This is a genomic window from Phenylobacterium sp., from assembly GCF_036563385.1.
Taxonomy (GTDB): Bacteria; Pseudomonadota; Alphaproteobacteria; order Caulobacterales; family Caulobacteraceae; genus Phenylobacterium.
In genome coordinates, this window is record NZ_DATCML010000014.1 from 54291 (window position 1) to 77388 (window position 23098).

Consider the following 23098-nt stretch of genomic DNA (forward strand, 5'->3'; position numbering starts at 1 on the left):
CCCGAACTGGAGCTTCCCATGGGTGAGTCCCTCCGCGGCGGGGTCATCGGCGCCGGCGTCTTCGGCGGCTACCACGCCCGCCAGTACGCGCGCCTGGACGGCGCAGTGCTTTCCGCTGTCTTCGACCGCCACCCGGACCGCGCCGCCGCCGTCGCCATGCCGCTGGGCGGCCGCGCCTTTACCGACCTCGCCGAGTTCCTCGACGCGGTGGACGTGGTCACCGTCGCCTCTCCGGCCACCTGCCATGCCGAGCATGCGCTGGCCGCCCTGAAGGCGGGCAAGCCCGTCTATGTGGAAAAGCCGATCGCCGTCAGCCTAGCCGACGCGGAGAAGGTGAGGGCCGCCGCCGCCGCCCGGGGCCTGGCGCTGGCCTGCGGCCACCAGGAACGGGTGGTGTTCCGCGCCATGGGCCTGCTCGACATCCCCGAACAGCCCCTGTTCCTGGAGGCCCTGCGGCACGGACCGCCCTCCGAGCGCAGCCGCGACGTCTCCGCGGTGCTCGACCTGATGGTCCACGACCTCGACCTGGCCTTGGCCATGTCCTCCGCAGAGCCGGTCACCGCCGAGAGTGAGGGCGAGCGCGGCGCGGGCGGAGTCTGGGACGTGATCCGCTCCGAAGTCACCTTCGAGGACGGCTTCACCGCGCGCTTCGACGTCTCGCGCCGGGCGCCGGAGCGTCGCCGGCGCATGAAGGTCGTCTATCCCTCGGGCGAGGTGGAGATCGACTTCGTGACCCGGGAATTCCGCAACACCACCCCGTTCGCCCTGAACCGTGACTTCGCCGACACGCCTGCGGCGCGGGACCCCCTGGGCGCCAGCGTGCAGGGCTTCCTGCAGGCGGTGCGGGGCGAGGCGCCGCGCCCGGTGGTCACGGCTGAGGAGGCGATCCGCGCGCTCGACCTGGCGCTGGCCGTCGAACAGGCGTTGGAAGACGCGGCGTAACGGGTCTAGCGTCGCGCGCAAGCACACCCGGAGGCCCCGCCATGACGTCCAGCGCCCACGAGTTCGCCTTCACCCGCATCGACGGCCAGCCGCTCCCGCTGACCACCTTCCGCGACAAGGCCGTGCTGGTGGTCAACACCGCCTCCCAGTGCGGCCTCACCCCGCAGTACGACGGCCTGGAGCAGCTGTACCGCGAGTACCGCGACAAGGGCCTGGTGGTGCTGGGCGTGCCCTGCAACCAGTTCGCCGGCCAGGAGCCGGGGACCGAGGCCGAGATCAAGGACTTCTGCGAGACCCGCTTCTCCGTCGACTTCCCCCTCACCGCCAAGGTGGACGTGAAGGGCGACAACGCCCACCCGTTCTACCGCTGGGCCGAGCAGCAGCTGGGCGAGCCGGCCGTCCCGGTCTGGAACTTCCACAAGATCCTGATCGGGAAGAACGGGGAGGCGATCCGCGCCTTCGGGCCGCGCACCGACCCGCTGGACAGCGAGGTCACCGAAGCCGTCGAGAAGGTCCTCTGAGCCCCGACCTCGTCGCCGAGTCGCTGGAGCGCCTGGCCGAGCGCGTGGGCGACCCGGCGCCGGCGATCTACGCCCGCCTGTTCGCCGAACAGCCCGAGACCGAGGCCCTTTTCGTGCGCGACGCCTCCGGCGCCGTGCGCGGCGAGATGCTGGCGGTCGCCTTCCAGTGCCTGCTCGACCTCGACGGCGCGTACGGCGCGAACTTCATCGCCGCGGAGCGGGTGAACCACGACGCCTTCGGGGTGTCGGCCGAGGCCTTCGCCCGCTTCTTCCCCATCGTCCGGGACGTCTGCCGCGAACTGCTGGGCGACGACTGGACGCCAGCCTTCGACGGCGCCTGGGCCGAGCGGCTGGCGCGTGTGGGACTGCTGACCCGGGCTGAGGCATAAAATCCCAGGCCGGCCCCTTTCCCGCCGCGGATCGCGCCTCTAAGACGGCCCCGCCAAGTCGGAGGCGCAACAAATGCATCGCAAGCCGGACGGATCCTGGGACAAGTCCAAGCTGCCCAGCCGCCACGTGACCGAGGGGCCGGCGCGCGCGCCGCATCGCTCCTACTACTATGCCATGGGCCTCGGCAGCCGCGAGATCGCCCAGCCGCTGGTGGGCGTGGCCTCCTGCTGGAACGAGGCGGCGCCCTGCAACACCGCCCTGATGCGCCAGGCCAACGCCGCCGCCGAGGGCGTGAAGGCGGCCGGCGCCACGCCCCGCGAGTTCTGCACCATCACCGTCACCGACGGCATCGCTATGGGCCACGAGGGTATGCGCGCCTCACTGGCCAGCCGCGAGGTGATCGCCGACTCCGTCGAGCTGACCATGCGCGGCCACAGCTATGATGCGCTCGTGGGCGTCGCCGGCTGCGACAAGAGCCTGCCCGGCATGATGATGGCCATGCTTCGCCTCAACGTGCCGTCGGTCTTCCTCTACGGCGGCTCCATCCTGCCCGGCCGGCTGGACGGCCAGGACCTCACCGTCCAGGACGTCTTCGAGGCGGTGGGCCAGTTCTCGGCCGGCACGATCACCGAGGAGCGCCTCTGCCAGGTGGAGCAGCACGCCTGCCCCGGCGAAGGCGCCTGCGGCGGCCAGTTCACCGCCAACACCATGGCCATGGTCTCCGAGGCCATCGGCCTCGCTTTGCCGCTGTCGTCGGCCCTGCCGGCCGCCTACCTCGACCGCGACCAGTACGCCCGCGCTTCGGGCGAGGCGGTGGTGCGGCTGATCGAGAAGAACATCCGCGCGCGCGACATCTGCACCCGCAAGGCCTTCGAGAACGCCGCCGTGGTGATCGCGGCCAGCGGCGGCTCGACCAACGGGGGCCTGCACCTGCCGGCCATGGCGCACGAGTGCGGCATCGAGTTCACCCTGCGCGACTTCGCCGAGATCTGCGCCCGCACCCCCTACATCGCCGACCTGAAGCCCGGCGGCCGGTTCGTGGCCAAGGACATGGGCGAGGCGGGCGGCACGCCGATGCTGCTGAAGACCCTGCTGGAGGGCGGCTACCTGCACGGCGACGTCATGACCGTCACCGGCAAGACGCTGGCGGAGAACGTCGCCGACGTGAAGTGGCGCGACGACCAGGAGGTGATCCGGCCGGTCTCCAACCCGCTGTCGCCGACCGGCGGGGTGGTGGGCCTCTGGGGCTCGCTGGCCCCGGACGGCTGCATCACCAAGGTGGCTGGCCTGAAGCACACCAAGCACCGCGGTCCGGCGCGGGTGTTCGACGGCGAGGAGGCCTGCTTCGCGGCGGTCGAGCAGCGCGACTACAAGGAAGGCGACGTCCTGGTGATCCGCTACGAGGGTCCCAAGGGCGGCCCGGGCATGCGCGAGATGCTGGCCACTACCGCGGCCCTCTACGGCCAGGGCGTGGAGAACATCGCTCTGATCACCGACGGCCGCTTCTCCGGCGCCACCCGCGGCCTGTGCATCGGCCACGTGGGGCCTGAGGCCGCCGCCGGCGGACCGATCGCGCTGGTGAAGGACGGCGACATCATCTCCATCGACGCCGACGCCGGCACGATCGAGCTGGAGGTCGACCCCATCGAGCTGGAGCACCGCGCCCACCAGCTCGCCCAGGATCCCCCGCGCCGCACCAACTACGCCTCCGGGGCCATCTGGAAGTTCGCCCAGAGCGTCGGCCCCGCCCACCTGGGCGCGGTGACCCACCCCGGCGCCCGGGTCGAGACCCACGTCTACGCGGACATCTGAGGTGCGCACGCTGGGCCTCATCGGCGGCATCAGCGCCGAGAGCACGGTCGTCTACTACCAGCTGCTCAACCGCCTGGTGCGCGAGCGGCTGGGCGGCCTGCACTCGGCCAAGCTGATCCTCTGGTCGGTGGACTTCGCGCCGGTCGCCGAGCTGCAGGCGGCCGGCGACTGGGACGAGACCGGCCGCCAGTTCGCCGAGGCCGCCCGCCGGCTGGTGTCCGCCGGCGCCGAGGCCTTGGTCATCTGCGCCAACACCATGCACATCAACGCTCCGCAGGTGGCGGAAGCCGGGGGCGTGCCGGTGATCCACATCGCCGACGCCACGGCGCAGGCGCTGAAGGCGAGGGGCGTCACCCGGCCGCTCCTGCTGGCGACTCGCTTCACCATGGAGAAGCCGTTCTACCTCGACCGCCTGCGTGGGCAGGGGCTGGACGGCTTCGCGCCCGGCGAGGCGGATCGCGAACGCCTGCACGCCATCATCTACGATGAGCTCTGCCAGGGCGTGATCCGCGAGGAGTCCAAGGCCGCCGTGCTGGAGATCATCGCCCGCGGCCAGGCCGCCGGGGCTGACGGCGTCATCTTCGGATGCACCGAAATCGGCCTGCTGCTCGACCCGGCTGAGATGGTCCTGCCGACCGTGGACAGCGCCGTCGCCCACTGCGAGGCGGCGGTGGCCTTCGCCCTCGATCAGTAGAGAACGCCGACCCCGAACAGGTAGGGGTGAGCCAGGATCAGGCCGACCCAGACCGCCACAGCCGCCAGGATCCGCCAGGCGCCGATCTCCTGCAGCGCCAGCCGCTGCCGCCCCTGCAGGATCGCCAGGAACGGGATGTTCGAGGTCTGCACCGCAAACAGGTCCCACTTTGCGCCGAGCGCGCGCTTGCGCTTGGCGTCGATGCTCGCGGTGCCGAACAGGGCGAGCGCCAGCATCGAGCCGAACAGGATCAGGCTGCCGGCGTCGCCGTTCACCAGCAGGTGGCCGATCGCCCACAGCGCCACGCCCCAAAGGAACGGATGGCGGGTGATCCGCAGCATGCCCCGCACGGGTTCGGGGCGGTCAAGCACCGCCTCCTGGCGCACGCTGGTGGGGTTGGGAGTGGTGAGACCCACCACGATGAACAGCACGGCGACCAGCTGCAGCAGGAACTGCAGGCCATGCGTCGCGGCCGACATGCCCCACATTGGCAGCGCCTCGTCGGTGGCGCGCGTGCCGGCGAACGCCCAGCCCAGCCAGACGATGCCGCCCAGCGAGAGCAGCGAGAACAGCCCCATGTAAGGGCCGGCGCCGATCCGGGCGACCAGCACGTCACGCACCCGCGTCCCCGAAATCGCCAGGTGGATCAGGACGAAGAAGGCCGCGGCGGCGACAAGGTTCAGCATGGGAACGCTCCTGCGCAGCCCAATCTGGGGCTATCGATTTACGCTGTCAACTTTAGCTTCCTGATCGGCAGGGTCGTCCTCCCAGGGCGGCACGTCGCGGGCGGCGAACAGCGGCAGGTCGCTAGGCGCTGCGGGCCTGACCGACGGCGGCAGGGGCCCAGGATCCAGCTCAAGCTCCGCTTCCAGCTTCGCAGCCGCCGTCGGGGTTGGGGTCGCCGGCCTGGCGCCCGGACGTTCCGGGGTCGCCTCTTCCACCGGGTCCGATGCGGCAGGCGCGGCCGCGGCGGTCTGCGCCGGCTCGGCGGCGGTTGGCGCCGAAGCCGCCTCGCGGCGCGGCGGCAGCGGCTTCCGCACGACGGCCTCGGTGCGGGCGATCCAGCGGTTAGCCTCCTGCACCGCCTCCGGCGCGGTGAGGGCGCCCTTGCGGCCTTCGTCCTCCGGAAGCCAGAGGTCCAGGGTGAAGTCGGGATGGCGAACGTCGTCGAACACCAGGCGCAGGCGCACCAGCTTATCGGCGCCCGTCAGCAGCTCCAGGGCCTTGCGCGGCTCGCCCCGATGCGCCCGGGCGACCACCTGGCCGTCGATGACCAGTTCCGCCCCGAGCAATTCGTCCACCTCGTAGATCAGGCACCAGGCCCCGGCGTCCCAGGCCACCGCCATCATGTTGGAGCCGAAGTTGAAGCCGACCCCGCGGCCGCGCCGCCGCGCCACCAGCAAGGCGTGCGGGTCGGCCTTCAGCACCTTCTTCAGGCTGCGGCGGATCCGCCGTTCTTCGTCGGACAGCCGGATGGCGATGGTCCCCAGCACCGTGAGGGCCGCGCCCGCAACCGCGAGCAGCACGATCAGTCGCGCAAGCTCGTCCATGCGCTGAGGCTAAGCCTGTTTTGTGAGTCCCCGGAAGGGGGCGCGCTCAGGCGTCCAGCTCGACCACCAGCGGCACATGGTCCGAGGGCTTGTCCCAGGTGCGCACGTCCCGGTGGATCGAGACGCCCAGCAACAGGTCGGCGGCCTGGGGAGAGAGCAGGGCGTGGTCGATGCGGATGCCGTTGTTCCGCTGCCAGGCGCCGGCCTGGTAGTCCCAGAAGGTGTAGGCCCCAGGCGCGCCGTCCGCCTCCAGGTAGGCGTCCGACAGCCCCAGCCACTTGAGCGCGCGGAACGCCTCGCGGCTCTCCGTCTGGAAGAGGGCGTCGTCCGACCAGTTGTTCGGGTACTCCGCGTCCCGGGGTTCAGGGATCACGTTGTAGTCGCCGGCCAGCACCAGCGGCTCTTCATAGGCCATCAGCGTCCGGGCGTGGGCGTTCAGCCGTTCCATCCAGCGCAGCTTGTAGGCGAACTTCTCGGTGCCGATGGGATTGCCGTTCGGCAGGTAGATCGAGGCGACGCGGACCGGCCGGGGGCCGGAGATCACAGCCTCCACGTAACGCGCCTGTTCGTCGGTCTCGTCCCCATGTTCCGGAAGGAAGGGCAGGCCACGGCGGACGTCCTCCAGAGGCGCCTTCGAGAGGATGGCGACCCCGTTGTAGGTCTTCTGTCCATGGACGGCGAGATTATAGCCAAGCCGCTCAAAGGGTTCGGCGGGAAACTTCTCGTCCATGCACTTCAGCTCCTGCAGGCACGCCACGTCGGGCTTCGCCTCCTCGAACCAGCGCAGCACCGTCTCCAGGCGGGCGTTGACCGAGTTCACGTTCCAGGTGGCGATGCGCATGCGGGGCTCCGGCAGGGACGGCGCGGAAGCTAGAGGGCCACGGCCCGGCGCTCAATGGCTTGCAGCGCCGGGACCGCGCTGATACTTAAGTCATAACTTAAGTGAGGCGCGCCCATGACCCTGGTCCTCCACCAGCATCCGCTGTCGTCGTTCTGCTGGAAGGCGAAGATCGCGCTCTACGAGATGGAGGTCCCGTTCCAGCTGGGCGCGGTGAACCTGCAGGACGAGGCGTCCCGCGCCGCCTTCTACGCGCTGTGGCCCATGGGCAAGATGCCCGTGCTGGAGGACACCGCCGCCGGGCGGGCCATTCCCGAGACCAGCATCATCGTCGAGTACGTCCAGGCCCGCTACGCACCGTCGGCCGGCCTCATCCCAGCCGACGTGGACGCCGCTTTGCGCGTACGGCTGCTGGACCGCGTGTTCGACCAGTACGTGATGGAGCCCACCTCGCGCATCGTGGCCGAGAACTTCCGAGGCGGCGAGGATCCGGTGGGGGTGGCCATGGCCGACGCCCTGCTGGCCCGCAGCTACGACTATCTGGAGGCGGAGCTCGCCGGCCGCAGCTGGGCCGCTGGCGACGCCTTCACCCTGGCGGACTGCGCCGCGGCGCCGTCGCTGTTCTACGCCGACAAGGTCCTGCCGTTCCGCGGCAGCCACCCGGTGCTTGGCGCCTATCTCGGCAGGCTGGAGGCCCGCCCCTCCTTCGCCCGCACGCTGCGCGAGGCCGAACCGGTCATGCACATGTTCCCGGGTCGGAAGGCGGCGTGACCGCCGACCTCGACGGTCTGTTCCAGGCGCTCGCCGACCCCACCCGCCGGGCGATCGTCGAGCGGCTGAGCCGGGGGCCCGCCTCGGTGAGCGACCTGGCCCGGCCGTTCCGCATAAGCTTGCCGGCGGTCGTGCAGCACCTTGCCGTCCTCGAGACGGCGGGCGTGGTCCGTTCCGAGAAGATCGGGCGTGTTCGCACCTGCCACCTCGACGCCGCCGCGCTCAGCCGCGCCGAACAGTGGATCCACGACCGCCGGACGGCTTGGTCGCACCGCCTCGACCGCCTGGGCGACTACCTCGCCGCCGATCCCAACGGTCCCAAGGACCCCGCATGACCGATCGCAACGTCGTTCACGCCACCTTCTGTCTGGAGCGGATCTATCCGGTTCCGCCGGCCCGCGCCTTTGCAGCCTGGGCCACCGCCGAGGCCAAGGCCGCCTGGTTCGACGGCCCGGAGGGGACGGAAATCTACGAGCGTTCGCTCGACTTCCGCTCCGGCGGCGCCGAGCGTCTGTGGGGCAGGCACGCCGGCGGCAAGGTCTCCGACTTCCAGGCCCGCTACTTTGAGGTGATCCCCGACAGCCGGATCATCTATGGCTACGACATGTACGTGGATGGGCTGAAGCTCTCCGTCTCCCTCGCCACCATCGAGTTCCACGCCCAGGGGCAGGGGACCCGCCTCGTCATGACCGAACAGGGCGCCTTCCTCGACGGCTACGACGACGCCGGCAGCCGCGAACACGGCACGTCGTGGCTCCTCGACAAGCTCGGCGCGGTCCTGACGCGCTGACCCCCTTTGTTTCGCACGAGGTGGGAGGGGGGACCGCCGGCCGAGGCGAAGCCGGAGAGCCGGTGGTGGAGAGGGCAGGCCGTAGGCGCGCTCCCGACTTCTCAAGCCCTCCTCCTCGATGGAGGAAGGTTGGGTGGTGGTGTTCGCGTCGAACGGCCGTAGACGGCGCAAGTGGGCGCCGAGCCCGCCCGCGCCTAGCCTTCATCTCACTGCGCACACCACCATCCCCAGCCCTTCCTCCATCGAGGAGGAAGGGGGCGGAGGGTTATGATCCTAGATCGAGAAACTGACCCCGCAGCCGCAGCTGCTCTTCGCGTTCGGGTTCCGGATCCGGAACTCCGCCCCGGCCAGCTCGTCCACGAAGTCGATCACCGAGCCCTTCAGGAAGGGCAGGGAGACCTCGTCCACCAGGGCTGCGGCCCCGTCGCGCTCCACCCGCAGGTCGTCGTCCTGCGCCGCCTCCACCAGGTCGAACTGGTATTGGAAGCCGGAGCAGCCGCCGCCCTCCACCGCCACGCGCAGCATCACGGGCCGGCCCTCGACGGCGCTCAGGGCGTGCAGCCGGCGCGCGGCGCTCTCGGAGAGCGACACGTCGGCGGTGGCGGGGGCGCTGAGTTGGGTCGTGGTCATCGGTGTTAAAGGTTTGTCCGGCTTAGCCTATATGAGGTCCACTGCGGCTTCGACCAAGAGGCCAGTATCTGAAATGGTTTGATGGCCGCCACGCTCCCGACCCGCGCCCCCTTCGCCGAGAACCCCGCCGCCAGCCGCGGCCGCAAGGTCCGCGAAGACGAGAGCCGCACCCGCACGCCCTTTGCCCGGGACCGCGACCGCATCATTCACGCCACAGCCTTCCGTCGCCTGAAGGAGAAGACCCAGGTCTTCGTGGCGCACGAGGGCGACCACTTCCGCACCCGCCTGACCCACAGCCTGGAAGTGGCGCAGATCGCCCGCAGCCTGGCCACCGCCATGGGGCTCGACCCCGACCTCGCCGAGACCATCGCGCTGGCCCACGATCTCGGGCACCCGCCTTTCGGCCACGCCGGCGAGGACGAGCTGCAGGTCCAGATGCAGGGCTACGGCGGCTTCGACCACAACGTGCAGACCTTCCGGGTGGTCACCAAGCTGGAGCGCCGCTACCCGCGCTTCGAGGGGCTCAACCTCACCTGGGAGACCCTGGAAGGCGTCATCAAGCACAACGGACCGGTGGTCGATAAGCTCGAGAAGCCCTCGTGGAGCGCCATCGCCGAGTTCGACGCCGAGTACGACCTCAAGCTCTCCGGCTGGGCCTCGGCCGAGGCCCAGGTGGCGGCGCTCGCCGACGACATCGCCTACAACAACCACGACGTGGACGACGGGGTGGAGGCCGGTCTCTTCTTCCTGAAAGAGCTGCTGGACGTGCCGCTGATCGGTCCGCACGTGCGCTCCGCCATGACGGAGTTCCCCGACTGTGACCAGCGGATCATCCGCCTGGAGGCTGTCCGCCGGATGATCGGCGCCATGGTCGACGACGTCATGGCCGAGACCAGCCGCCGGGCCGAGGGCCTGAGGTCGGCCGAGGACGTCCGCAACCTTGATCACGCGGTCGTCGCCTTCTCACGCGACATGGTCGAGGACCTGTCCGCCCTGCGCGCCTTCCTGATGGAGCGCATGTACCGGCACTGGAAGGTCAACCGCACTCGCAGCCAGGCCCGGCGAATCCTGGCCGAGATGTTCCAGTTGTTTATGCACGAGCCGGACGTGCTCCCCGCCGATTGGGGGGAGCGCGCCAAGGCGCGCGACGAGGCTGGCCGCGCCCGGGTGGTCTGCGACTACATCGCCGGGATGACCGACCGTTTCGCGATCGAGGAGCATCGCAAGCTCTTCCACCTGGACGTCCTGGCCTGAGGCAGGCCGGCGAGGCGCCGCAATTCCGCCTGCGGCCGCCCACAGGAATTGCGCCTGCGCCGCAGTCACCCTCCGGTAAGGGTTGGCTAGACTGAGGCCTGACGCGTGATTCGCCCTGCGGCGGGTCCCGCCCTGTGATCCTCGGAGCCCTCGATGTCCGACCACGACCGTGGCGCTTACACGCCCCCAACCACCGACGCGCCGCTGTCCTTCGACGCGCGCCAGCCGGTGCGAGGCGCGCGCCCGATCCCCTTCACCCTGATCATCTCGGCCTTGGTGCTGGTCGCCCTCGTCGTCGCGATCGTCATCTTCTACCGCTCCGGCGTCCGGGAGGCGGGCCAGCCGCCGCAGACCGTCGGCGCCCCGGTCACCGAGATGAAGGCCGCGGCCCCCGCCGAGGAGCAGCCGCAGGATCCGGCCGCCGGCCTGCAGATCTACCGCTCCGAAGCGGGGCAGCCCCCGGAAGCCGTGCCGCCCACCTTCACGCCTCCGCCGGAACAGCCGCAGCCCCGCCCGGCGCCGGCTCCCGTGGTCGTCGCTCCGCCGGCCGCCGCGCCGACGCAGCCGGTGACCACCGCCTCGCCGTTGCGTCCGGCCCTGCCCGCGGCCCAGGCCCCGGCCCCGAAGGCGGCGCAGCCCGCCCCCGCCGCCCCTGCGCCGGCTCCCAAGGCGGCGCCGGCGCCGGCTCCCACACCCAAGGCGGCGGCCGCCGGCGGCGCCGCGGTGCAGATCGGCGCCGTCTCCTCGCAGGCGCTCGCCGACAAGGCCTGGAACGAGGCGGTCGCCGCCGCCCCCGGCCTGGGCGCCGGCAAGGGCAAGAGCGTCGAGCGCATTGAGCGCGATGGTTCAGTGCTCTTCCGCACGGCGGTGACCGGCTTCGCGGATCGGGCCCAGGCCGTCGCCTTCTGCAACCGCCTCAAGGCGGCTGGGAAGAGCTGCTTCGTCCGGTGAGCGCCTGTGCAGCCATCCTGGGCTGCTCGGGCCCCGCGCTGACGCCGGAGGAGGCCGCCTTCTTCCGCGAGGTCCAGCCGTGGGGCTTCATCGTCTTCGGGCGCAATATCCAGGCCCCGGACCAGCTGCGCCGGCTCACCGACGACCTGCGCGCGACCGTCGGCCGTGAGGACGCGCCGGTCCTGATCGATCAGGAGGGCGGCCGGGTGGCCCGCCTGAAGCCGCCGCACTGGCCGAGCTATCCGGCCGCCCGCACCTACGGACGGCTGCCGGCGGACAAGCGCGCGCCGACCGCCCGCCTGGGCGCCCGGCTCATCGCCCATGACCTCGCGGCCGTGGGCGTCAGCGTCGACTGCCTGCCGGTCCTCGACCTCCCGGAGGCGGGCTCGCACGAGGTGATCGGCGATCGCGCCTACGCCGAGACCCCGGGGGAGGTCGCCGCGCTGGGGCGCGCCGCCGCCGAGGGTCTCCTGGAGGGCGGTGTCCTGCCGGTGCTCAAGCACATGCCGGGCCACGGTCGCGCCCGCGCCGACAGCCATCGCCAGCTGCCCGTGGTGGACGCCGGCCGCGAGGAGCTCGCCGCCCGCGACTTCGCGCCGTTCCGGGAGCTCGCCGACCTGCCGATGGCGATGACGGCGCACGTGGTCTACGCCAGCATCGATCCTGAGCGGCCGGCGACCACTTCGCGCAGGTGTTTCGACGAGGTGATCCGCGGCGCCATTGGGTTCGAGGGGCTCGTGATGAGCGACGACCTCGCCATGGAGGCGCTGTCCGGCCCGCTCTCCGGCCGCGCCGACGCCGCGTTCGAGGCCGGCTGTGACGTCGTCCTCCACGGCACGGGTCGGATGAGCGAGGTGCGCGAGCTCGCCCATGGCCTGCGCCCGCTCTCCGGCCGCGCTGCGGAACGGGCCGAGGCCGCGCTGGCCCGCCTGCGCCTGCCCCAGCCGTTCGAGGCCGCCGCGGCCCGCGCGTCCTTCGAGGCGGCCTTACAGGGAGCCCTGGCATGAGCGGCGGCTTCCAGCCCAGCCTCGACTTCGCCGCCGCCGCTACGGCGGCCGAGGACGGCGAGGCCCTGGTCATCGACATCGAGGGCTACGAAGGCCCGCTGCACGTCCTCCTCGCGCTCGCCCGCAGCCAGAAGGTGGACCTGCTCCAGCTCTCCATCCTGAAGCTGGCCGAGCAGTACCTGATCTTCGTTCAGCAGGCCCGGCGGCTGCGCTTCTCGCTCGCCGCCGACTACCTCGTCATGGCGGCCTGGCTGGCCTACCTGAAGTCCCGTTTGCTGCTCCCCCGGCCGGAGAAGGCCAAGCCAGAGGAGGCGCCCGCCGAGGAGATCGCCGCCCGCCTGGCCTTCCGCCTCGCCAAGCTCGACGCTATGCGCAAGGCCGGGGAGGCGCTGAAGGAACGGCCCCAGCTCGGCCGCGATATCTTCGGCCGCGGCGACCCGGAAGCCATCAAGGTGATCCCCTCCACCAAGGTCGAAGGCGATCTCTACGGTCTGATGAGCGCCTACATCGAGCAGCGGCGGAAGGAGACCAGCCGCCACTACACGCCGCGTCCGCCGGCCGCCTATCCGCTGGAAGACGCTCGCGACCGGCTGCGCAAGCTGCTGCCCGACCTTGATCGCTGGACCCCGCTCACCGGCGTCGCGCCCCTGGGCTCGGGCGGGCAGGGGCCCAGTCGCGCCTCCTTCGTGGCCTCGACGCTGTCGGCCAGCCTGGAGCTGGTCAAGGAAGGCGCGCTCGAGGCTCGCCAACTGGAAGCCTTCGCCGACATCTACCTCAAGCGCCGCGCGGAGCTGCGCCCGTGAGCCTCGACCCCGCCCAGACCGAGCGGGAGGTGGAGGCCCTGCTGTTCGCCGCCGCCGGTCCGCTGAGCGACCAGGATCTCGCCCGGCGGCTGCCGGAGGGCGCCGACGTGGCCGCCGCCATCGCCGCCCTGCAGGCCCGCTACGCCGGGCGGGGCGTGGAGCTGGTCGCCGTCGCCGGCCGCTGGCGCTTCCAGACCGCCCAGGACCTCGGCTGGCTGATGACCGAGGAGCGCGACGAGCCTCGCCGCCTCTCCAAGGCCGCCCAGGAGACCCTGGCCATCATCGCCTACCACCAGCCAGTCACCCGCGCCGAGATCGAGGCGGTGCGTGGCGTCCAGGCCAGCAAGGGCACCCTCGACGTCCTGCTGGAGCTTGGCCTGGTGCGCATGCGCGGCCGCCGCCGCACGCCTGGCCGGCCGGTCACCTACGGCACCACCGACGCCTTCCTGGAGCACTATGGCTTGGCCAGCCTCGGCGACTTGCCCGGCATGGCCGAGATGAAGGCGGCCGGCCTGCTCGCCATGGACCTCCCCCCCGACTTCACCGTCCCCAACCCGGACGCCCCGTCACCCGACGAGGATCCGCTGGAGTTGGAAGGCGAGGCCCCGCAGTTCCACATCGACTTCCTCGCGGACGACGAGCCGGGTCGCTAGGCCACACGCGTGGCCGTGGCGCGCCTGAAGCGGACGGACTATATAGCGCAAGAAGCAGGTCCCGCCGGGGGCGGGCCTACCAAGGAGTTGGCCGATCATGGGCTCTTTTTCCATTTGGCACTGGCTGATCGTGCTGGTCGTCGTGGCGCTGCTGTTCGGCGGCCGCGGCAAGCTTTCCGGCCTGATGGGCGACGCCGCCAAGGGCATCAAGGCGTTCCGCGAAGGCCTGAAGGACGGCGACGACACGCACCACGCCGACGCCAAGCCGCTCCCCAAGGAGCGCGAGACGGACACCACGCGCGGCTGACCGGCCACGCGCTTTGCTGAACTTCGGACGCCGGCGCGCTTGATCGCGGCCGGCGTTCCCGTCTAGGCCTCCGGCATGCTCCCTGACGTCGGCGTCACCGAATACCTCGTCATCGCCATCGTGGCGCTGATCGTGGTCGGCCCCAAGGACCTGCCGGTCCTGCTCCGCAAGCTTGGCCAGTTCGTGGCCAAGCTGCGCGGCATGGCGAGCGAGTTCCGCGCCAGCTTCGACGAGATGGCCCGCCAGTCCGAGCTCGACGAGCTGCGCAAGGAGGTGGAAGCCATGCGCCGCGGCCAGTTCGCCGGCGCCCCCACCGCTGACGTCAACCAGGCGTTCGACGACATCAACGCCAGCCTCAACGATGTCGGCGTCCAGCTGCACCCGCCCATGAGCCACCAGTGGGAGCCGCCGCCGACCGCGCCGGAGTCCGAGCCGGCGGTCGCCCCGGTTCCGGAGGCTGCACCGGCTCGCAAGCCTCGGGCCCGCAAGGCGCCCGCCGCAGGCGCCGAGGCTGCCGCGCCGGCCAAGGCCCGCAAGCCGCGGGCGAAGAAGGCGGCGGAAGGCGGCGCCCCGTGAGCGACCTTCATCCCGACGAGGCCGAGATCGAGGCCAGCCGCGCGCCCCTGCTCGACCACCTGGTGGAGCTGCGCAAGCGGCTGATCATCTGCGTCGCCGCCGTGGTCCTGGCCTTCGGCGTCTGCTTCTTCTTCGCCAAGCAGATATTCCAGATCCTGCTCCACCCGTTCGAGACGGCGGCCCGGCTGTTTGCCGCCCAGCACGCTGGCCAGCATCCGGGTCCGTTCGACCTGCTGCTGGTGATGATCGGGGTGAAGCCGGTGCCGACCGCCAATAGCGAGGACCTCGGCCTCATCTTCACCGCCCCGCTGGAGTTCTTCTTCACCCAGCTGAAGCTCGCCGGCTTCGGGGCGGTGGTCCTGGCGTTCCCGGTGCTCGCCTGGCAGGTCTACGCGTTCGTTGCGCCGGGGCTATACAAGCGCGAGCGCAAGGCCTTCATCCCGTTCCTCCTCGCCGCGCCTGTGCTGTTCGCCCTGGGCGGCGCGCTCGTCTACTTCGTCATCCTGCCGTTCGTTCTGTCGTTCTCGCTGAACCAGCAGATGGTCGGCGCGGGCGGCATCGCCGTGCAGATGCTGCCCAAGGTGTCGGACTACCTGACCCTCGTCACCACCCTGTTGCTGGCGTTCGGGCTCTGCTTCCAGCTCCCCGTGGTGCTGACCCTGCTCGGCGCCGCAGGCTTGGTCACCTCGAAGATGCTGCGGGCCGGCTGGCGCTACGCCGTGGTGGCGGTTTTTGTGGTCGCCGCCATCGTCACCCCGCCGGATCCGATCAGCCAGACCATGCTCGCGGTGCCGATCATCCTGCTGTACGAGCTCTCGATCTGGTGCGTCCGGCTGATCGAAGGCCGCCGTCGGCGCGATGAGGCGGGCCGGGACGTGGTGGCCGTCTAGGGCCTTGGCCCGCCCGCCGACGCGCACTAGGAAGACCGCCTACTCCCTTCAAGCGGCCGCCATGCACGACATCCGAGCCATTCGCGAGAACCCCGAGCTCTACCGCAAGGCGTGGGCGTCGAAGGGGCTGTCCGGCGACGAGCTTGTGGGCCGGATCCTCGACCTGGACGGGCGCCTGCGCGCCGCCCAGACCAGCCTGCAGGCCGCCCAGGCCGAACGGAACGAGACCTCCAAGAAGATCGGCCAGGCGAAGGCCCAGAAGAACGAGGACGAAGCCACGCGCCTGATGGCGCACGTGGAGACGCTGAAACGCACCCTTGAAGAGCAGGCGGAAGTCGAGCGCACGGTCGGCGAGGATCTCCGCGGCGTGCTCGAGACCCTGCCGAACATCCCTGCGCCGGACGTGCCCGTCGGAGCCGATGAGGACGAGAACGTCGAGGTCCGCCGCTGGGGCGAGCCCTTCGCGATCTCCTCGCCCAAGGATCACGTGGATCTGGGCGAGGGGCTGGGCCTGCTCGACTTCGAGGCCGCCGCCCGCATGAGCGGCGCCCGCTTCAGCGTGCTGAAGGGCCAGCTCGCCCGGCTGGAGCGTGCGCTTGGCCAGTTCATGCTCGACCTGCAGACGCAGGAGCATGGCTACCTGGAGGTCTCGCCGCCGCTCATGGTCAATGACGCGGCCGCCTACGGCACGGACAAGCTGCCGAAGTTCGCCGAGGACCTCTTCCAGACGACCGACGGCCGCTGGCTCATCCCCACCGCGGAGGTGCCGCTCACCAGCCTGGTGATGGGGCAGATCGTCGCCGAGGAGGAGCTGCCACTCCGTTTCACGGCGCTGACCCCCTGTTTCCGCTCCGAGGCGGGCGCTTCGGGGCGCGACACCCGCGGCATGATCCGCCAGCACCAGTTCTACAAGGTGGAGCTCGTCTCCGTGACTGCGCCAGATCAGTCCGAGGCGGAGCACGAGCGGATGGTGGGCTGCGCCGAGGCCGTGCTGAAGCGCCTGGAGCTGCCGTTCCGCACCATGCTGCTGTGCACCGGCGACATGGGTTTCGGGGCTCGCAAGACCTATGACCTCGAGGTCTGGCTGCCCAGCCAGGGCAAGTACCGCGAGATCAGCTCCTGCTCGAACACCGGGGATTTCCAGGCCCGCCGAATGGACGCCCGCGCCAAGAAGGCGGGCGAGAAGGGCACGCGCTTTGTCCACACCCTCAACGGCTCCGGCCTCGCCGTAGGCCGCACCCTGGTGGCGATCATGGAGAACTACCAGGACGAGGGCGGCCGCATCGCCCTCCCGCAGGCCCTGCACCGCTACCTGCCGGGGCTCACCCATATCGGCGGTGAGGCCTGACCTTTGCGGATCCTCCTCACCAACGACGATGGCATCCACGCCCCCGGCCTGGTGGCGCTGGAGAAGATCGCCCGCGCGATCTCTGACGATGTGTGGATTTGCGCGCCCGAGTACGAGCAGTCGGGCGCGAGCCGCGCCCTCACGCTCGCCGATCCGATCCGCGTGCGCCAACTTGACGAGCGGCGGTTCTCCACCACCGGCACACCCACGGACTGCGTCATGCTTGGCATCCATGAGCTGGTGCAGGGCGCGAAGCCCGACCTTGTGCTGTCGGGGGTGAACCGCGGCGCAAACCTCGCGGAGGACGTCACCATGTCGGGCACGGTGGCCGGCGCCATCGAGGCCATGGCGCTCGGCGTGCCGGGCATCGCGCTCTCGCAGATGGGCGGCTACGACGCGCGGGACGAGTTCTTCGAGCCGGCCGAGGTGTTCGGCCCCGGGATCGTGAAGCGCCTGGTGGAGCTGGGCTGGCCGGACGACGTCGTCATGAACGTGAACTTCCCGAACCTGCCGCCGGATCAGGTCGGAGAGGTCGAGGTCACGCGCCAGGGCTTTCGCGACGTGCACGTCCGTCATGCCGAGAAGCGCATGGACCTGCGCGGGCGCGAGTACTACTGGGTCGGCTTCCGGCAGACCCCATCCAAGCCCGCCCAGGGCACCGATCTCAGGGCCCTCTACGAAGGCCGCATCTCGGTGACCCCGCTGCATATCGACCTGTCGCACATGGCTACGGTGAACGCCCTGAAGAGCCGCCTCGGCGGCCCACCGCCCAGGGCCTGACCATGGCCAAGCCCGAAACCCCCGCCGACATCCGCATGGCGACCCTGGTCCTGGCGTTGAAGCAGCAGGGGGTGAATGACGCCAAGGTGCTCAACGCAATCGAGAAGACGCCGCGCGAAATCTTCACGCCCGAGCTGTTCCGCGAGCGGGCCTTCGAGGACTCCGCCCTGCCGATCGCCTGCGGCCAGACGATCAGCCAGCCCTTCATCGTCGGCCTGATGACCCAGGCCCTGCAGATCGAACGGCGCGACCGCGTGCTCGAGATCGGCACCGGCTCCGGCTACCAGACGGCGGTGCTCTCCAAAGTCGCCCGGCTGGTCTACACCATCGAGCGATACCGGACGCTGATGAAGGAGGCCGAGGGCCGCTTCAAGCAGCTGGGACTGACCAACATCATCACCAAGTTCGGGGACGGCGGAGAAGGCTGGCCCGAACAGGCGCCGTTCGACCGCATTATGGTCACGGCGGCGGCGCCGGGAGAGCCCAAGGCTCTGCTGGCGCAACTCAAGCCGACGGGGATTCTTGTGGCGCCGATCGGCCGCGGGCCGGTCCAGACCCTGCGCCGCTACACCGGCGACGGGGAGGGCGGCTTCCAGGTCGAGGACCTGTTGGACGTCCGCTTCGTGCCCCTGCTCGACGGCGTCGCCAAGGAGCTGTGAGTCTGCGGCGGTTTGCGGGTTGGCCGTGGCGTCCGGCCCACTCCACTATCCCTCGGCGCCCCGAAACTGATTCTGCTTAAACGACACCGGAGCGGCGATGACGCTTTCCCTGCAGCGAACGGTCCTGGCCCTGTTGGCCACCAGCGCGCTCGGCGCCTGCGCCACCCAGCCGGCCGAGCCCCTGCGCCCGAATTTCCCCACCCGCACGGCCGAGCTCCCGCCGGCCGCACCGCCCTTCCAGCCGGCGCCGCCAGCGGTCGAGGACGCCCCGCTCCCGCAAACCCGGCCTGCGCCGGTGGAGCAGCGGCCGCTGGAACAACTGCCGCCCGCCGCGCCCGCGCCCGCGCCCCGCGCCGAGCCCACGTACCGCACGGTCACAACCCGCAGCGTCGCTGGCCGCGTTGTCGACGTGGAGGGCCGGGCGACCACCTACGAGGTGAAGAAGGGCGACAGCCTAATCGGCATCGCGCGAAAGCTCGACACCACGGTCGAACAACTGCGTGACGACAACGGCATCAAGGGCTCGAACATCCGCCCCGGCCAGACGCTGAAGGGGCCTAGCACCGAGGCCAAGGCCTACGTGGTGGGGCAGGGAGACACCCTCTACGGGATCGCCCGCCGCTTCGGTGTCACGCCTGCCGCGCTGTCGGAAGAGAACGACCTGCCGCGCAATCCGGCCCTCAAGGTCGGCCAGCGCCTGCGCCTTCCCGAGGGCTTCCGCGACAACGGCCCGACGGTGACCACCACCCGGGTCGCCGTTGACGATCCGTCGACGACCCCGCCTTCGCGGGGAACGGCGGCTCCGACTACGCCCGTCCAGCGGCCGGCAGCGGCGCCGCCCGCCGCCGCGTCTCGGCCCCCGGCCGTCTCCGAGCCTGCCCCGGCCACCCGCACCGTCACGACCCGCAGCGTCACCGGCCGGGTGATCGACGTGGAAGGCAAGCCGGTGGTCTACACGGTGAAGAAGGGGGACAACCTCACCGAGATCGCGCGCAAGCTGGACACCACGGTCGAGCAGCTCCGCAAGGACAACAAGCTGAAGGGCTCGAACATCCAGCCCGGCGACGATCTGAAGGGGCCGGCGAGCACCCAGAAAGCCTATGTGGCGGGCTCGGGTGACACGATCGACCTGATCGCGCGCAGGTTCTCGGTGACCGCGGCGGCACTGCGATCCGAGAACGGCCTGCCGCGCAACGGCACGATCAAGTCCGGCCAGCGGCTCCGCCTTCCCGAGGGCTACCGCGACCGCGGTCCGATCACCTCCACGACGCGGGTTCCGGTCGAGCGCCCCGCGCCGGTCGAGGAGACGCCGCGGGCGATCCCGCCCGCACCTGCGCCCAGCGTGTCGCCGAGCCTTCCGCCCGTCCGCACCACGCCCCCGGAGGCGGTCCCGCCACTGCCATCGCGCCCGCAGCCCTACAGCCCGCCCCCCGGGAGCCGGCCCGTGACCCCGCCGCCGCAGCGCCCTGCGCCGGCGCCTCGGCCGGCGCCGTCCACGCCATCGCGTCCGCAGCCCTACACCTCGCCTAGCGCGCCGCCGGTCGCCGGCCCAACGATAACGGGGCCCGTCAGCGACGCCCAAATCTCGCAGCTCGGGCGCGGGCGGTTCATCTGGCCGCTGCAGGGCGACGTGGTCTCTGGGTTCGGGCCCAAGCCGGGCAACCAGCGCAACGACGGCCTGAACATCAGAGCCCGAACGGGCGACCCGGTGCGGGCCTCCGCCGCCGGCGACGTGGTCTATGCCGGCGACCAGGTGCCGGGCTTCGGCAACCTCGTGCTGATCAAGCACGCCGATGGCTGGGTGACGGCCTACGGCCACCTGTCACGGGTGGACGTGAAGATGACGCAGAAGGTCACCCAGGGTCAGCAGATTGGGCTGGCCGGCTCCTCCGGCGGCGTGCCCGAGCCGCAGCTGCACTTCGAGGTCCGCTTCGCCCCGTCGCCGCTCGACCGCGCCCGTCCCATTGATCCCCAGCTGGTGCTGCCCCAGTAGGGCCGCCTAGAGGGGGAGGGGCTTGCCCAACTCCCCGGCCAGGTCGCGGATGAACTGCCAGGCGACGCGGCCAGAACGGCCGCCCCGCAGCTGCGCCCATTGAAGGGCGCGGCGATCGAGCTCCGGTGACGCCAGACCGAAGCGGTCGGCGTAACCCTGCACGGCGGCCAGGTAGGTGGCTTGGTCCATGGGCGGGAAGCCGATCGACAGTCCGAAGCGGTCCGAGACGCTGACCTCCTCTTCGGCGTCCTCGGCGGCGGCCAGGGCGCCGCGGTCCTCGGTGCTGGTGCGCGGCATCAGGTGCCGACGGTTCGAGGTAGCGACGAACAGGACGTTCGCAGGGGGGCCGGAGACGCCGCCTTCGAGCGCCGACTTCAAGGCCTTGGCCGCCTGCGCGCCCTCCTCGAACGAAAGGTCATCGCAGAGCACGACGAACCGCTCCGGTCTGGGGCGTAACTGGTCGAAAAGTGCGGGCAGGGCGGTGACCTGGTCGCGGTCCACCTCCACCAGCCTGAGGGTCGGCGAATCGGAGGCCACCTGCATGAAGGCCGCCTTGGCGAGCGAGCTCTTGCCGGTTCCGCGAACGCCCCAAAGCAGCGCGTGATTGAAGGGCAAGCCCGCGGCGAAGCGCTGCAGGTTGGCCAGGAAGCGCTGCTTCTGCCGCTCCACGCCCACGAGGCTATCCAATCCGAGCGGGTAATCCGGCGCCGGGTGGAAGGCGCCCGTTCCGGGATCGTGCCGGAACAGGCGCGCGCCGTCGAAGCTCGGCGGAGCGGCGTTCGGCGGAGCGAGGCGCTCAAGCGCCTGGGCTATGCGCTCGAGAGCGGATTTCAGCTCGGGGTCCATCACCGGGAGCCATAGCGGCGGGGCCGTTCCATTGCAAAACGGGGACACAGCGCATAGCTTCCGCCGACTTCGACGGGGGCCTAAGGGTCGCCCGCCAGCCCGATTCCGGAGAGGCCATGTTCGCCACCCCTGCCTATGCCCAAGCCGCCGGCGCGCCTGCCGGTGATCCGCAGGCCATGCTGATCCAGTTCCTGCCGCTCATCGGCCTGGTCGTGCTCTTCTACTTCCTGATGATCCGGCCCCAGCAGCGGCGCATGAAGCAGCACCAGCAGATGCTCGGCGGACTGAAGCGTGGGGACACCGTGGTCCTGTCCTCCGGCATGATCGGCAAGGTGGTTCGGGTCGAGGACAAGGAAGTCGGCCTCGAGGTCGCCACCGGCGTCACGGTCAAGGTGGTCAAGTCGATGATCGCCGACGTCCGCACGCGCGGCGAGCCGTCGGCCGCGAACGACGCCAAGGTCTGAGCCGAACCCTCCGATGCTTACGCTTTCCCGCTGGAAGGTCCTCCTCGTCGTTCTGGCGGTGATCTTCGGCGCCCTGTTTGCGCTCCCGAACGCCCTGCCTGCGGAGATGCGCGCCAGGTTGCCGGTCTTCTTGCCCCGGCAAACCCTGAACCTCGGCCTGGATCTCCAGGGCGGCTCCTACCTGCTGCTCGAGGTCGACACCAACGCGCTGCGTCGTGAGCGGCTGACCAACCTCGTCGAGGACGTTCGCCAGAACCTCCGCAACGAGGAGATCGCCTTCACCGACCTCGGTGTCACCGGTGGCGGCGTAAACGTGCGCATCACCGATCCGGGCCAGGTCGACGCCGCCGCCCGCGCCTTGCGCAACTCCGTCGGCACGCCGCTCGCCGGCACCACCGGCGGCCGCGATGTGGTGGTCGCTACTGCGCCCGACCAGCGGCTTCGCCTGAGCTTCGCCGCCGAGGCGATGGAGGCCGAGAGCGCCCGGGCGGTCGACCAATCCATCGAGATCATCCGCCGACGCGTGGACGAGCTCGGCACCCGGGAGCCGAGCATCACGCGCCAGGGCGTCAACCGGGTGGTCGTTCAGGCCCCTGGCGAAAGCGATCCCGACCGCCTGAAGGACGTGATCGGCCAGACAGCCAAGCTCACCTTCCAGATGGTGGATGACTCGGTCACGCCCGCGGAAGCCGCCGCTGGGCGCATACCGCCCGGCTCCGAGCTCCTGCCGCAGGACGATCCGAGCGAACCGTTCGTGGTGGTGAAACGGCGCTCCGTGGTGACCGGCGAGATGCTGGTGCACGCCAACGCCGGCTTCCATCCGCAGAACCAGACACCGATCGTCGAATTCCGCTTCAACGGCCAGGGCGCACGCCGCTTTGGCGACGTGACCAGCCAGAACATCGGCAAGCGGTTCGCCATCGTGCTCGACCGCAAGGTGATCTCCGCGCCCGTCATCCAAAGCGCCATCACCGGGGGCTCGGGCTTCATCGAAGGCAACTTCACCACCGAGACCGCCAACGATCTCGCCCTGCTGCTCCGGGCGGGCGCCCTGCCGGCGCCGCTGAACGTCGAGGAACAGCGGACGGTGAGCGCCGAACTCGGCGCCGACTCGATCAAGGCGGGCCAGGTGTCCACGGGCGTGGCTTTCGTGGCGATCGTGGCCTTCATGATCCTGGCCTACGGGCTGCTGTTCGGCGGCATCGCCATCGCGGCGCTGCTGGTCAACGGACTGCTGATCGTCGCCGCCATGAGCCTGACCCAGGCGACGCTCACATTGCCCGGCATCGCCGGCCTGATCCTGACCCTGGCGGTGGCCGTCGACGCCAACGTGCTGATCTACGAACGCATGCGTGACGAGGTCCGAGCGGGCCGTTCGGTGATCTCGGCCATGGACGCGGGCTTCTCCCGGGCCATGAGCACCATCATCGACGCCAACCTCACCAGCCTGCTGGCGGCGCTGCTGATGTTCCAGTTCGGGGCCGGCCCGGTGAAGGGCTTCGCCTGGACCCTCTCCATCGGCGTGATCACCTCGGTGTTCACCGCCGTCCTCATCACCCAGGTGCTCCTGGCCGTGTGGTTCCGCACCGCCCGGCCGAAGTCCCTGCCGATCGCCTAGGGAGGGCCTGA

General features: G+C 70.6%; 27 protein-coding genes. 22 read left to right on the forward strand and 5 right to left on the reverse strand.

Annotation, left to right across the window (positions count from 1 at the left end; genetic code table 11):
* Nucleotides 1-18 precede the first annotated feature (18 nt).
* The 5 genes from VIL67_RS14060 (at nt 19) to VIL67_RS14080 (ending at nt 4359) form a co-directional block, all read left to right on the forward strand.
* Entirely contained in the window at nt 19-942 is a 924-nt protein-coding gene (locus VIL67_RS14060; protein ID WP_332049534.1) for a Gfo/Idh/MocA family protein, read from the forward strand.
* 41 nt (nt 943-983) lie between these two features.
* Nucleotides 984-1463 (forward strand): glutathione peroxidase, encoded by a 480-nt coding sequence (locus VIL67_RS14065; protein ID WP_332049535.1) that lies wholly within the window; start codon nt 984-986, stop codon nt 1461-1463.
* 44 nt (nt 1464-1507) lie between these two features.
* Nucleotides 1508-1852 (forward strand): globin, encoded by a 345-nt coding sequence (locus tag VIL67_RS14070; protein WP_332049536.1) that lies wholly within the window; start codon nt 1508-1510, stop codon nt 1850-1852.
* Between the two features lie 73 nt (nt 1853-1925).
* On the forward strand, nt 1926-3665 hold the full coding sequence (gene ilvD, locus VIL67_RS14075) for a dihydroxy-acid dehydratase (protein WP_332049537.1): 1740 nt from the start codon (nt 1926-1928) through the stop codon (nt 3663-3665).
* Between the two features lies 1 nt (nt 3666).
* Nucleotides 3667-4359 (forward strand): aspartate/glutamate racemase family protein, encoded by a 693-nt coding sequence (locus VIL67_RS14080; RefSeq protein ID WP_332049538.1) that lies wholly within the window; start codon nt 3667-3669, stop codon nt 4357-4359.
* On the opposite strand, the gene VIL67_RS14085 is transcribed toward VIL67_RS14080, so the two are convergent.
* Genes VIL67_RS14085 through xth form a run of 3 tightly spaced genes read right to left on the reverse strand, consistent with a single transcriptional unit; the run spans nt 4353 to nt 6750 of the window.
* The gene (locus tag VIL67_RS14085) at nt 4353-5045 is read right to left on the reverse strand and encodes an NnrU family protein (RefSeq protein ID WP_332049539.1); all 693 of its coding nucleotides are present in this window, start codon (nt 5043-5045) and stop codon (nt 4353-4355) included. The genes VIL67_RS14080 and VIL67_RS14085 overlap by 7 nt on opposite strands.
* 30 nt (nt 5046-5075) lie before the next feature.
* Nucleotides 5076-5909, reverse strand: a complete 834-nt coding sequence (locus VIL67_RS14090; protein WP_332049540.1) for a hypothetical protein — start codon at nt 5907-5909, stop codon at nt 5076-5078.
* Nucleotides 5910-5955: 46 nt separating this feature from the next.
* Entirely contained in the window at nt 5956-6750 is a 795-nt protein-coding gene (xth, locus tag VIL67_RS14095; RefSeq protein WP_332049541.1) for an exodeoxyribonuclease III, read from the reverse strand.
* A 114-nt stretch (nt 6751-6864) separates the two neighbouring features.
* Between xth and VIL67_RS14100 the strand changes: the two genes are divergently transcribed.
* The 3 genes from VIL67_RS14100 to VIL67_RS14110 are packed head-to-tail and all read left to right on the forward strand — an operon-like array spanning nt 6865 to nt 8308.
* Nucleotides 6865-7518 (forward strand): glutathione S-transferase family protein, encoded by a 654-nt coding sequence (locus tag VIL67_RS14100; RefSeq protein WP_332049542.1) that lies wholly within the window; start codon nt 6865-6867, stop codon nt 7516-7518.
* Entirely contained in the window at nt 7515-7853 is a 339-nt protein-coding gene (locus tag VIL67_RS14105; RefSeq protein WP_332049543.1) for an ArsR/SmtB family transcription factor, read from the forward strand. Before VIL67_RS14100 ends, VIL67_RS14105 begins: the two co-directional genes overlap by 4 nt.
* Complete coding sequence (locus VIL67_RS14110; protein WP_332049544.1) at nt 7850-8308, forward strand: SRPBCC domain-containing protein; 459 nt, start codon at nt 7850-7852, stop codon at nt 8306-8308. The genes VIL67_RS14105 and VIL67_RS14110 overlap by 4 nt, the downstream gene beginning before the upstream one ends.
* Nucleotides 8309-8581: 273 nt before the next feature.
* Here the strand turns inward: VIL67_RS14110 and erpA are convergent, their stop codons facing one another.
* Nucleotides 8582-8938 carry an iron-sulfur cluster insertion protein ErpA gene (gene erpA, locus VIL67_RS14115; protein WP_332049545.1) on the reverse strand — a complete coding sequence of 119 codons (357 nt, stop codon included), beginning with the start codon at nt 8936-8938 and terminating at the stop codon, nt 8582-8584.
* 81 nt (nt 8939-9019) lie between these two features.
* Between erpA and VIL67_RS14120 the strand changes: the two genes are divergently transcribed.
* The 12 genes from VIL67_RS14120 to VIL67_RS14175 all read left to right on the forward strand — a co-directional run bounded on the left by VIL67_RS14120 (nt 9020) and on the right by VIL67_RS14175 (nt 20159).
* On the forward strand, nt 9020-10192 hold the full coding sequence (locus VIL67_RS14120; protein ID WP_332049546.1) for a deoxyguanosinetriphosphate triphosphohydrolase: 1173 nt from the start codon (nt 9020-9022) through the stop codon (nt 10190-10192).
* 153 nt (nt 10193-10345) lie between these two features.
* Entirely contained in the window at nt 10346-11143 is a 798-nt protein-coding gene (gene ftsN, locus VIL67_RS14125) for a cell division protein FtsN (RefSeq protein WP_332049547.1), read from the forward strand.
* Entirely contained in the window at nt 11140-12150 is a 1011-nt protein-coding gene (gene nagZ, locus VIL67_RS14130; protein ID WP_332049548.1) for a beta-N-acetylhexosaminidase, read from the forward strand. Before ftsN ends, nagZ begins: the two co-directional genes overlap by 4 nt.
* The gene (locus tag VIL67_RS14135; protein ID WP_332049549.1) at nt 12147-12953 is read left to right on the forward strand and encodes a segregation and condensation protein A; all 807 of its coding nucleotides are present in this window, start codon (nt 12147-12149) and stop codon (nt 12951-12953) included. Before nagZ ends, VIL67_RS14135 begins: the two co-directional genes overlap by 4 nt.
* Nucleotides 12950-13606 (forward strand): SMC-Scp complex subunit ScpB, encoded by a 657-nt coding sequence (gene scpB / locus VIL67_RS14140; RefSeq protein ID WP_332049550.1) that lies wholly within the window; start codon nt 12950-12952, stop codon nt 13604-13606. Before VIL67_RS14135 ends, scpB begins: the two co-directional genes overlap by 4 nt.
* A 97-nt stretch (nt 13607-13703) precedes the next feature.
* Nucleotides 13704-13913: a twin-arginine translocase TatA/TatE family subunit gene (locus VIL67_RS14145; RefSeq protein ID WP_332049551.1), complete on the forward strand. Its 210-nt coding sequence runs from the start codon at nt 13704-13706 to the stop codon at nt 13911-13913.
* 75 nt (nt 13914-13988) lie between these two features.
* A complete protein-coding gene (gene tatB / locus VIL67_RS14150) occupies nt 13989-14489 on the forward strand; it encodes a Sec-independent protein translocase protein TatB (RefSeq protein ID WP_332049552.1) in 501 nt (166 codons plus the stop codon).
* Nucleotides 14486-15379, forward strand: coding sequence for a twin-arginine translocase subunit TatC (gene tatC / locus VIL67_RS14155; RefSeq protein ID WP_332049553.1), 894 nt, complete (start codon nt 14486-14488; stop codon nt 15377-15379). Before tatB ends, tatC begins: the two co-directional genes overlap by 4 nt.
* 61 nt (nt 15380-15440) lie before the next feature.
* Nucleotides 15441-16727, forward strand: a complete 1287-nt coding sequence (gene serS, locus VIL67_RS14160) for a serine--tRNA ligase (RefSeq protein WP_332049554.1) — start codon at nt 15441-15443, stop codon at nt 16725-16727.
* A gap of 3 nt (nt 16728-16730) precedes the next feature.
* A complete protein-coding gene (gene surE / locus VIL67_RS14165; RefSeq protein WP_332049555.1) occupies nt 16731-17507 on the forward strand; it encodes a 5'/3'-nucleotidase SurE in 777 nt (258 codons plus the stop codon).
* Nucleotides 17508-17509: 2 nt separating this feature from the next.
* Complete coding sequence (locus VIL67_RS14170; RefSeq protein WP_332049556.1) at nt 17510-18166, forward strand: protein-L-isoaspartate(D-aspartate) O-methyltransferase; 657 nt, start codon at nt 17510-17512, stop codon at nt 18164-18166.
* Between the two features lie 97 nt (nt 18167-18263).
* The gene (locus tag VIL67_RS14175; protein WP_332049557.1) at nt 18264-20159 is read left to right on the forward strand and encodes a LysM peptidoglycan-binding domain-containing protein; all 1896 of its coding nucleotides are present in this window, start codon (nt 18264-18266) and stop codon (nt 20157-20159) included.
* A gap of 6 nt (nt 20160-20165) precedes the next feature.
* Here the strand turns inward: VIL67_RS14175 and VIL67_RS14180 are convergent, their stop codons facing one another.
* Nucleotides 20166-21005: an ATP-binding protein gene (locus VIL67_RS14180; protein ID WP_332049558.1), complete on the reverse strand. Its 840-nt coding sequence runs from the start codon at nt 21003-21005 to the stop codon at nt 20166-20168.
* A 116-nt stretch (nt 21006-21121) separates the two neighbouring features.
* Here VIL67_RS14180 and yajC point away from each other — a divergent pair, with 116 nt between their 5' ends.
* Together yajC and secD are read left to right on the forward strand one after the other, a co-directional pair.
* The gene (gene yajC, locus VIL67_RS14185; RefSeq protein ID WP_332049559.1) at nt 21122-21469 is read left to right on the forward strand and encodes a preprotein translocase subunit YajC; all 348 of its coding nucleotides are present in this window, start codon (nt 21122-21124) and stop codon (nt 21467-21469) included.
* Nucleotides 21470-21482: 13 nt separating this feature from the next.
* A complete protein-coding gene (gene secD / locus VIL67_RS14190) occupies nt 21483-23087 on the forward strand; it encodes a protein translocase subunit SecD (protein ID WP_332049560.1) in 1605 nt (534 codons plus the stop codon).
* Nucleotides 23088-23098: the final 11 nt, after the last annotated feature.

Excerpts from the sequence above, each read along its gene's own strand:
- serS (WP_332049554.1), top strand. The coding sequence starts at position 15,441 with ATGCACGACATCCGAGCCATTCGCGAGAACCCCGAGCTCTACCGCAAG.
- VIL67_RS14180 (WP_332049558.1), bottom strand. The coding sequence starts at position 21,005 with ATGGACCCCGAGCTGAAATCCGCTCTCGAGCGCATAGCCCAGGCGCTT.
- VIL67_RS14090 (WP_332049540.1), bottom strand. The coding sequence starts at position 5,909 with ATGGACGAGCTTGCGCGACTGATCGTGCTGCTCGCGGTTGCGGGCGCG.
- VIL67_RS14085 (WP_332049539.1), bottom strand. The coding sequence starts at position 5,045 with ATGCTGAACCTTGTCGCCGCCGCGGCCTTCTTCGTCCTGATCCACCTG.
- VIL67_RS14170 (WP_332049556.1), top strand. The coding sequence starts at position 17,510 with ATGGCCAAGCCCGAAACCCCCGCCGACATCCGCATGGCGACCCTGGTC.
- ilvD (WP_332049537.1), top strand. The coding sequence starts at position 1,926 with ATGCATCGCAAGCCGGACGGATCCTGGGACAAGTCCAAGCTGCCCAGC.
- VIL67_RS14175 (WP_332049557.1), top strand. The coding sequence starts at position 18,264 with ATGACGCTTTCCCTGCAGCGAACGGTCCTGGCCCTGTTGGCCACCAGC.
- xth (WP_332049541.1), bottom strand. The coding sequence starts at position 6,750 with ATGCGCATCGCCACCTGGAACGTGAACTCGGTCAACGCCCGCCTGGAG.
- erpA (WP_332049545.1), bottom strand. The coding sequence starts at position 8,938 with ATGACCACGACCCAACTCAGCGCCCCCGCCACCGCCGACGTGTCGCTC.
- VIL67_RS14065 (WP_332049535.1), top strand. The coding sequence starts at position 984 with ATGACGTCCAGCGCCCACGAGTTCGCCTTCACCCGCATCGACGGCCAG.
- yajC (WP_332049559.1), top strand. The coding sequence starts at position 21,122 with ATGTTCGCCACCCCTGCCTATGCCCAAGCCGCCGGCGCGCCTGCCGGT.
- VIL67_RS14060 (WP_332049534.1), top strand. The coding sequence starts at position 19 with ATGGGTGAGTCCCTCCGCGGCGGGGTCATCGGCGCCGGCGTCTTCGGC.
- ftsN (WP_332049547.1), top strand. The coding sequence starts at position 10,346 with ATGTCCGACCACGACCGTGGCGCTTACACGCCCCCAACCACCGACGCG.
- VIL67_RS14135 (WP_332049549.1), top strand. The coding sequence starts at position 12,147 with ATGAGCGGCGGCTTCCAGCCCAGCCTCGACTTCGCCGCCGCCGCTACG.
- tatB (WP_332049552.1), top strand. The coding sequence starts at position 13,989 with ATGCTCCCTGACGTCGGCGTCACCGAATACCTCGTCATCGCCATCGTG.
- VIL67_RS14120 (WP_332049546.1), top strand. The coding sequence starts at position 9,020 with ATGGCCGCCACGCTCCCGACCCGCGCCCCCTTCGCCGAGAACCCCGCC.
- VIL67_RS14100 (WP_332049542.1), top strand. The coding sequence starts at position 6,865 with ATGACCCTGGTCCTCCACCAGCATCCGCTGTCGTCGTTCTGCTGGAAG.
- VIL67_RS14110 (WP_332049544.1), top strand. The coding sequence starts at position 7,850 with ATGACCGATCGCAACGTCGTTCACGCCACCTTCTGTCTGGAGCGGATC.
- secD (WP_332049560.1), top strand. The coding sequence starts at position 21,483 with ATGCTTACGCTTTCCCGCTGGAAGGTCCTCCTCGTCGTTCTGGCGGTG.
- VIL67_RS14145 (WP_332049551.1), top strand. The coding sequence starts at position 13,704 with ATGGGCTCTTTTTCCATTTGGCACTGGCTGATCGTGCTGGTCGTCGTG.